This is a genomic window from Pseudomonas sp. GM24 (assembly GCF_000282235.1).
In the GTDB taxonomy this organism is placed as follows: Bacteria; Pseudomonadota; Gammaproteobacteria; order Pseudomonadales; family Pseudomonadaceae; genus Aquipseudomonas.
Window position 1 is genome coordinate 1 of record NZ_AKJR01000092.1, and the last position, 9,086, is coordinate 9,086.

Genomic DNA, 9,086 nt, shown 5'->3' on the forward strand with positions numbered 1-9,086 from the left:
TTGATCTTGTTTTTTACAATCAAAGTCAAAAGATCGCAGCCTGCGGCAGCTCCTACAGGTTTTTCGTCAGATCACAAATAGGTCGACGAAACGGTTTACCGGGGTGGACTCCAGCTGCGTCTGATCCTTGCACAACGCGAAGATTTCGCCGCTGCGCTGGCCGGTGAAACGCGTGGCCAGGTTGGCTTTGAACTTGTCTTCCAGCAACGGAATGCCCTCGACACGGCGGCGGCGATGACCGATCGGGTATTCCACCACGACGTTGTCGGTGCTGCTGCCGTCCTTGAAAAACACCTGCACGGCGTTGGCGATCGAGCGTTTGTCGGCCTCCAGATATTCGCGAGTGAAACGCGGATCTTCGACGATAACCATTTTCTCGCGCAGCACATCGATGATCGGGTGCGCCTTGTGGAAATCATCTTCGTACTGCTCGGCGACCAGATTGCCGAACGCCAGCGGCACAGCGGTCATGTACTGGATGCAGTGGTCGCGGTCGGCGGCATTGGCCAGCGGCCCGACTTTGGAAATGATGCGAATCGCCGATTCGTGAGTGGTGATGACGATGCGGTCGATTTCATGCAGACGATTGCGCACTTGCGGGTGCAACGTCACCGCTGCTTCACAGGCCGTCTGCGCGTGGAATTCGGCGGGGAAACTGATCTTGAACAGCACGTTTTCCATCACGTAACTGCCGAACGGCCGCGAGAAACTGAAGGCGCGTTTGTTCTCGGGTTTCAATGCCAGATCACTGTTGGTGTGGCTGAACAGCACGTCATAAAAACCCCACTGTTTCGCAGTCAGCACTCCGGGAATGCCCATCTCGCCGCGCAGGGCAATATCGGCCAGACGCACGCCACGACTCGACGCATCCCCTGCTGCCCAGGATTTTCGCGAACCGGCGTTTGGGGCGTGCCGGTAAGTGCGCAGCGCCTGACCATCGGCAAACGCGTGAGACAACGCCGACAACAGTTGCTCACGATTGGCGCCCATCAGTTTGACGGTGACAGCGGTTGAAGCAACTTTCACCAGAATGACGTGATCGAGTCCTACGCGGTTGAAGGAGTTTTCCAGAGCGATCACGCCTTGAATCTCGTGGGCCATGATCATCGCTTCCAGCACATCGCGAATGGTCAGCGGCGCTTCAGCGTTGGCCAGACGCTTCTGTGAGAGGTGATCAGCCACCGCAAGAATCCCGCCGAGATTGTCGGATGGATGACCCCACTCGGCGGCGAGCCACGTGTCGTTGTAATCGAGCCAACGGACGATGCAGCCGATGTCCCACGCGGCTTTGACCGGGTCGAGGCGATAGGAGGTACCGGGAACGCGTGCGCCGAACGGGACGACGGTGCCTTCGACGATCGGGCCGAGGTGCTTGGTGCATTCGGGGAAACGCAGTGCCAGCAGGCCACAGCCCAGTGTGTCCATCAAGCAATTGCGGGCGGTGTCGAGGGCTTCGGCAGAGGGGGCTTTGAAGGTGAGGACGTAATCGGCGATGTCCTGCAGGACATGGTCGTAGTCGGGACGGTTGTTCAGGTCGACGTTGGCGCTCATTGCGGTTCTCCTGTGCGGGAATGATGAGTGGTGCGGTCTTCCTCAGGGCTTGGCGGGTTTGGTTGATTGCAGGTCTGGGGTGCCTGCTTGTTTTGTGTTTCTTCAGTGGGTGGGGCCCCTCACCCTAGCCCTCTCCCGCGGGATTGGGGGATGCTTTAGAGGTTCACCGACGTGAGCGATCTCCATTGAATCCATAATCGATCTGGTCAATGCATAATTTCAAACACCTCGGTCGGCCCCCGGATCCATAATCGCCGCAATCTTTCAGGTCGATGTACAACCCCAAACACCTCGCTAGGCCCCTGAATCCATAATCGACTCGATCTTTCAGGTCGATGTACAACCCCAGACACCTCGGTCGGCCCCCTCTCCCTTAGGGAGAGGGCTGGGCGGGCGGCGTTCCGATGAGGGTAAAAGATCTCGAATCAGAAAGAGTCACCGGGAATGCGCACGTAACCCTCCATCAGGACACGCGCGCTACGGCTCATGATGGCTTTTTTGACGATCCACTCGCCGTTTTCCAGGCTGGCTTCAGCGCCAACGCGCAACGTCCCGGATGGATGCCCGAAGCGCACGGCATTACGTTCAACGCCACCCGCTGCAAGGTTGACCAAGGTGCCGGAAATCGCTGCCGCCGTCCCGATCGCCACCGCCGCCGTGCCCATCATCGCGTGGTGCAACTTGCCCATCGACAACGCGCGCACCAGCAAATCGACATCCCCAACGCCAACCGCTTTGCCACTGGAGGCCACGTAATCCGCAGGCTTGGCAACAAACGCAACTTTCGGCGTATGTTGCCGTTTCGCCGCTTCATCCAGATTCGATATCAGCCCCATGCGCAACGCGCCATAAGCCCGAATCGTTTCGAACATCTGCAATGCTTGCGGATCGCTGTTGATCGCGCTCTGCAGTTCGGTGCCGGTGTAACCGATGTCTGCGGCGTTGACGAAGATCGTCGGGATACCCGCGTTGATCATGGTCGCCTTGAACGTGCCAACACCCGGCACTTGCAGCTCATCGATGAGGTTGCCGGTGGGGAACATCGAACCGCCGCCGCCCTCTTCTTCTGCCGCCGGGTCCATGAATTCGACTTGCACTTCGGCGGCCGGAAAGGTCACGCCGTCGAGCTCGAAATCACCGGTTTCCTGCACTTCGCCGTTGGTGATCGGCACGTGGGCAATAATCGTTTTGCCGATGTTGGCCTGCCACACGCGCACCACCGCGACACCGTTGTGCGGAATGCGGCTGGCATCGACCAGGCCATTGCTGATGGCAAACGAACCGACCGCTGCCGAGAGGTTGCCGCAGTTACCGCTCCAATCCACAAAGGGCTTGTCGATGGAGACCTGACCGAACAGGTAATCGACGTCGTGATCAGCCTTGATGCTTTTCGACACAATCACGGTTTTGCTGGTGCTTGAAGTCGCGCCGCCCATGCCGTCGATTTGTTTGTCGTAGGGGTCGGGACTGCCGATCACGCGCAGCAATAAAGCGTCGCGAGCCGGGCCTGGAATCTGCGCCGCTTCGGGCAGATCCTTGAGGCTGAAGAACACGCCTTTGCTGGTGCCGCCGCGCATGTAGGTGGCGGGGATTTTAATCTGTGGTGCGTGAGCCATATTGCTCCTTACCGAAAGCATGGGACTTAAAATCCCATGCCCGCATCAGTTGATTTAAACGGCAACCGCCGACTCTTCAAGGAAGTCCTGAGCGAAACGTTGCAACACGCCGCCAGCCTCATAGATCGACACTTCTTCAGCGGTATCCAGACGGCAGGTCACCGGCACGTCAACGCGTTCGCCGTTCTTGCGATGGATCACCAGCGTCAGGTCCGCACGCGGTTTGCGCTCGCCGATCACGTCATAGGTTTCGCTGCCATCGATGGCCAACGTGTGACGGTCCGTGCCGGGCTTGAACTCCAGCGGCAACACGCCCATGCCCACCAGGTTGGTGCGGTGAATGCGCTCGAAACCTTCTGCGGCAATCGCCTCGACGCCGGCCAGTCGCACGCCTTTCGCCGCCCAGTCGCGGGACGAACCCTGACCGTAATCGGCGCCGGCAATGATGATCAGCGGCTGCTTGCGTTCCATGTAGGTTTCGATGGCTTCCCACATGCGCATCACTTTGCCTTCCGGCTCGACACGGGCCAGCGAACCCTGTTTGACCTTGCCGTTTTCCACGACCATTTCATTGAACAGTTTCGGGTTGGCAAACGTTGCGCGCTGCGCGGTCAAGTGGTCGCCACGGTGGGTGGCGTAAGAGTTGAAGTCCTCTTCCGGCAGGCCCATTTTCGCCAGGTATTCGCCGGCGGCGCTGTCGAGCATGATCGCGTTGGATGGCGACAGGTGATCGGTGGTGATGTTGTCCGGCAGCACGGCCAGCGGGCGCATGCCTTTAAGCGGACGGGCGCCGGCCAGTGCACCTTCCCAATACGGCGGACGGCGAATATAGGTGCTCATTTCGCGCCAGTCGTACAGCGGCGTGACTTTCGGGCCGGTGTCTTCGTGGACGGCGAACATCGGAATGTAGACCTGACGGAACTGCTCAGGCTTGACCGAAGATTTCACCACGGCGTCGATTTCTTCGTCGCTCGGCCAGATGTCCTTCAGGCGGATTTCTTTGCCGTCGACCACGCCCAAGACATCCTTTTCGATGTCGAAACGGATGGTCCCGGCGATGGCGTAAGCCACCACCAGCGGCGGCGACGCGAGAAACGCTTGCTTGGCATACGGGTGAATGCGGCCGTCGAAGTTGCGGTTGCCGGAGAGCACGGCAGTCGCATACAGATCGCGGTCGATAATCTCTTGCTGGATCACCGGATCGAGCGCACCGGACATGCCGTTGCAGGTAGTGCAAGCGAAAGCGACGACGCCGAAACCGAGCTGCTCCAGCTCCGTGGTCAGCCCCGCTTCGTCGAGGTACAGCGCGACGGTTTTCGAACCAGGTGCCAGCGAGGATTTCACCCATGGCTTGCGGGTCAGGCCGAGCTTGTTGGCGTTGCGCGCGAGCAGGCCAGCGGCGATGACGTTGCGCGGGTTGCTGGTGTTGGTGCAACTGGTGATGGCGGCGATGATCACCGCGCCGTCGGGCATTTGCCCCGGCACGTCATCCCACTGGCCGGAGATGCCTTTAGCGGCCAGATCCGAAACCGCAACGCGGGCGTGCGGGTTGCTCGGGCCGGCCATGTTGCGCACCACCGAGGACAAGTCGAAAGTCAGGCCACGCTCGTATTGCGCGCCTTTCAGGCTGTCGGCCCACAGTCCGGTAAGCCTGGCGTATTGCTCGACCAACTGCACTTGCTGATCTTCGCGGCCAGTGAGTTTCAGGTAATCGATGGTTTGCTGGTCTATGTAGAACATCGCCGCCGTGGCGCCGTATTCCGGGGCCATGTTGGAGATGGTTGCGCGATCGCCGAGGGTCAGCGCCGCCGCACCTTCGCCGAAGAACTCCAGCCAGGCGCCGACGACTTTTTGTTTGCGCAGGTATTCGGTCAGCGCCAGCACCATGTCGGTGGCGGTGATGCCCGGTTGCAGCTTGCCGGTCAGTTCGACGCCGACGCTTTCCGGCAGGCGCATCCACGACGCGCGGCCGAGCATCACGCTCTCGGCTTCGAGACCGCCGACACCGATGGCGATCACGCCCAGCGCATCGACGTGCGGGGTGTGGCTGTCGGTACCGACGCAGGTGTCGGGGAACGCCACGCCTTCACGCACCTGGATCACCGGAGACATTTTCTCCAGGTTGATCTGGTGCATGATGCCGTTGCCCGGCGGGATCACATCGACGTTCTTGAAGGCTTTCTTCGTCCAGTTGATGAAGTGGAAACGGTCTTCGTTGCGACGGTCTTCGATGGCGCGGTTCTTCTCGAACGCCTGCTTGTCGAAACCGCCCGCTTCCACCGCCAGCGAGTGGTCGACGATCAGTTGCGTCGGCACCACCGGGTTGACTTGCGCCGGGTCGCCGCCCTGCAAAGCGATCGCGTCGCGCAGGCCAGCGAGGTCGACCAGCGCGGTCTGGCCGAGAATGTCGTGGCACACCACGCGGGCCGGAAACCACGGGAAGTCGAGATCGCGTTTGCGTTCGATCAGTTGCTTGAGGGAATCGGTGAGCGTGGCCGGGTCGCAGCGACGCACGAGGTTTTCCGCCAGCACGCGGGAGGTGTACGGCAGGGTGTCGTAACTGCCGGGCTGAATCGCTTCGACCGCCGCACGGGCGTCGAAATAATCCAGAGGGCTGCCGGGCAGGGTTTTGCGGAATTCTGTGTTCATCGGGTCAGGGCTCGGGTCACGGTAGTTTCAAAGGGTGAGGCCAGACACCGATCTCGAAATTCACACTGAACCCTGTGGGAGCTGGCTTGCCAGCGATGCGGTGGGTCAGTCAGCATCATTGTTGGATGTGACGCCGTCATCGCTGGCAAGCCAGCTCCCACAGGGGTTTCAGTGAATTTCGAAATCAATGTCCGACACTCACCATTTCAGCGACGTTCGATTGGCACGAACTTGCGCTGTTCAACGCCGATGTACTCGGCGCTCGGACGGATGATGCGGTTGTTGGCACGCTGTTCGAACACGTGCGCGGCCCAGCCGGTGAGGCGTGAGCAGACGAAGATCGGTGTGAACAGCTTGGTCGGAATGCCCATGAAGTGGTACGCCGAGGCATGGTAGAAATCGGCGTTGGGGAACAATTTCTTCTGCTCCCACATGGTCTTGTCGATGGCTTCGGAAACCGGGAACAGCACCTTGTCGCCGACTTCATCCGCGAGTTTTTTCGACCAGCCCTTGATCACCTCGTTGCGCGGATCGCTGTCCTTATAGATCGCGTGGCCGAAGCCCATGATCTTGTCTTTGCGCTCGAGCATGCCGAGGGTGCCTTTGATCGCGTCTTCCGGTGACGAGAAGCGCTCGATCATTTCCATCGCTGCTTCATTGGCGCCGCCGTGCAACGGACCGCGCAGCGAACCAATAGCGGCCGTTACGCAGGAATACAGATCGGACAGGGTCGAGGCGCAAACCCGTGCGGTAAAGGTCGAGGCGTTGAATTCGTGCTCGGCGTAAAGGATCAGCGAAACGTTCATCACTTTGACGTGCAGTTCGCTTGGCTTCTTGTCGTGCAGCAAATGCAGGAAGTGGCCGCCGATGGTTGGCTCGTCGCTGACGCAATTGATGCGTTTGCCGTCGTGGCTGAAGCGATACCAGTAGCACATGATCGCCGGGAACGCGGCGAGCAAGCGGTCAGTCTTGTCACGCTGCTCGGAGAAGTCTTTCTCCGGTTCGATGTTGCCGAGGAACGAGCAACCGGTGCGCATCACATCCATCGGGTGGGCGTCGGCGGGGATGCGTTCGAGCACTTCTTTCAGCGCTTGCGGCAGGTCGCGCAGCTTGCTCAGCTTGCCTTGGTATTCGTCGAGTTGCGCCTGGGTTGGCAGCTCGCCGTACAGCAGCAGGTACGCGACTTCTTCAAATTGTGCATCGGCTGCCAGTTCACGCACGTCGTAGCCGCGATAGGTCAGCCCGGCACCGGCCTGGCCCACGGTGGACAGTGCGGTTTGCCCGGCAACCTGGCCACGGAGCCCGGCGCCACTGAGTACTTTTGCTTCGGCCATTGTTTTCTCCAATCTTGAATTTGTTAGGGAGTGTGGCAGCCTCGTTGCACTCGTCAGCTCCTACAGGGGAATGCGGTTCATGTAGGAGCTGCCGCAAGCTGCGATCTTTTGATCTTTATTTCTTCGCGGCAAACAACGCGTCGAGCTTCTGCTCGAACGTGTGGTAATCGATGCGATCGTAAAGCTCCATGCGAGTCTGCATGGTGTCGATGACATTCTGCTGCGTGCCGTCGCGACGGATCGCGGTGTAAACGTTTTCCGCAGCCTTGTTCATCGCGCGGAACGCCGACAGTGGATACAGCACCAGCGACACGTCGGCGCCGGCCAGTTGCTCAGTGGTGTACAGCGGTGTCGAACCGAACTCGGTGATGTTGGCCAGGATCGGCGCTTTCACGCGGTTGGCGAACAGCTTGTACATCTCCAGTTCAGTGATGGCTTCCGGGAAGATCATGTCGGCGCCGGCCTCGATGCACGCCGCTGCGCGATCGAGAGCCGACTCCAGACCTTCCACCGCCAGCGCATCGGTACGCGCCATGATTACAAAGCTGTCATCGGTACGGGCATCGACGGCGGCTTTGATGCGATCGACCATTTCCTGCTGACTGACGATTTCTTTGTTCGGACGGTGGCCACAGCGCTTGGCGCCGACCTGATCCTCGATGTGAATCGCCGCCGCGCCAAACTTGATCATCGACTTGACCGTGCGCGCGACGTTGAACGCCGACGAGCCAAAACCGGTGTCGACGTCGACCAGCAGCGGCAGATCGCAAACGTCAGTGATCCGCCGCACGTCGGTCAGCACGTCATCCAGACCGGTGATGCCCAGATCCGGCACGCCGAGGGAACCTGCGGCCACCCCGCCACCGGACAGGTAGATCGCCTTGAAACCGGCGCGCTTGGCCAGCAGCGCGTGGTTGGCGTTGATCGCGCCGACCACTTGCAATGGGTGCTCGCTGGCGACCGCATCGCGGAAACGCTGGCCTGGAGTGCTGTGCTTGGAACTCATGACTCACCTCGTTCAGTGGCTGTCTTATTGTGGGCGCCGTCCTGATAGTGACGGGCGATGTTGCGTTTCGAGGCGCCGATGTGACGGCGCATCAACAATTCCGCGAGTTCGCCGTCACGGTCGGCGATGGCATCGAGAATCCGGTGGTGTTCGGCAAAGGCCTGGCGCGGGCGGTTCGGCGTGGTGGAAAACTGGATGCGGTACATGCGCACCAGTTGATACAGCTCGCCGCAGAGCATCTGCGTCAGCGTGCGGTTGCCGCTGCCCTGGATGATCCGGTAGTGGAAGTCGAAATCGCCTTCCTGCTGGTAATAGCCAACGCCGGCCTGAAACGCGGCGTCGCGCTCGTGGGTTTCCAGCACTCGGCGCAGCTCGTCGATTTCTTCGACGCTCATGCGTTCGGCCGCCAGACGGCAGGCCATGCCTTCGAGGGATTCGCGGATTTCGTAGAGTTCGAGCAGTTCGGCGTGGCTGAGCGACACCACCCGCGCGCCGACGTGCGGTACGCGCACCAGCAGGCGCTGACCTTCCAGGCGATGAATCGCCTCACGCAATGGCCCACGGCTGATGCCGTAAGTGCGCGCCAGCTCCGGCTCGGAGATCTTGCTGCCCGGGGCGATCTCGCCTTTGACGATGGCCGCCTGAATGCGTCGGAAGACGTTTTCCGAAAGCGTCTCGGAATCGTCGCCGCTGATGACCGGGGGATCGAGTTGATCCAGCATGATTGTCGACACCTTTAAATCCAATGCGGCAAAAACTAGCCAATTCGCCCGCATCAGTCAAAGGATAAATAGACATTGTCGACAATCGTCTAATAACCTTAAAAGATCGCAGCCTTCGGCAGCTCCTACAGGGCGCACGCAAATCCAATGTAGGAGCTGCCGAAAGCTGCGATCTTTTGATCTTTTATAGACCGGTGCAGGCGCTGGC

Annotated in this window: 6 protein-coding genes; all 6 read right to left on the minus strand. The window is 60.1% G+C overall.

Translation table 11 applies throughout. From position 1 onward, the window contains the following. Positions 1 to 66: 66 nt before the first annotated feature. The gene (gene prpD / locus PMI23_RS13045) at positions 67 to 1,551 is read right to left on the minus strand and encodes a 2-methylcitrate dehydratase (RefSeq protein WP_007916425.1); all 1,485 of its coding nucleotides are present in this window, start codon (positions 1,549 to 1,551) and stop codon (positions 67 to 69) included. A 425-nt stretch (positions 1,552 to 1,976) separates the two neighbouring features. Then, entirely contained in the window at positions 1,977 to 3,167 is a 1,191-nt protein-coding gene (gene prpF, locus PMI23_RS13050; protein ID WP_007916427.1) for a 2-methylaconitate cis-trans isomerase PrpF, read from the minus strand. A gap of 54 nt (positions 3,168 to 3,221) precedes the next feature. Further along, a complete protein-coding gene (gene acnD / locus PMI23_RS13055; RefSeq protein WP_007916429.1) occupies positions 3,222 to 5,816 on the minus strand; it encodes a Fe/S-dependent 2-methylisocitrate dehydratase AcnD in 2,595 nt (864 codons plus the stop codon). Positions 5,817 to 6,022: 206 nt separating this feature from the next. Further along, the gene (gene prpC / locus PMI23_RS13060) at positions 6,023 to 7,150 is read right to left on the minus strand and encodes a bifunctional 2-methylcitrate synthase/citrate synthase (RefSeq protein WP_007916430.1); all 1,128 of its coding nucleotides are present in this window, start codon (positions 7,148 to 7,150) and stop codon (positions 6,023 to 6,025) included. Between the two features lie 115 nt (positions 7,151 to 7,265). Further along, complete coding sequence (prpB, locus tag PMI23_RS13065; protein WP_007916432.1) at positions 7,266 to 8,156, minus strand: methylisocitrate lyase; 891 nt, start codon at positions 8,154 to 8,156, stop codon at positions 7,266 to 7,268. Then, complete coding sequence (locus PMI23_RS13070; protein WP_172828118.1) at positions 8,153 to 8,875, minus strand: GntR family transcriptional regulator; 723 nt, start codon at positions 8,873 to 8,875, stop codon at positions 8,153 to 8,155. Before PMI23_RS13070 ends, prpB begins: the two co-directional genes overlap by 4 nt. Positions 8,876 to 9,086: the final 211 nt, after the last annotated feature.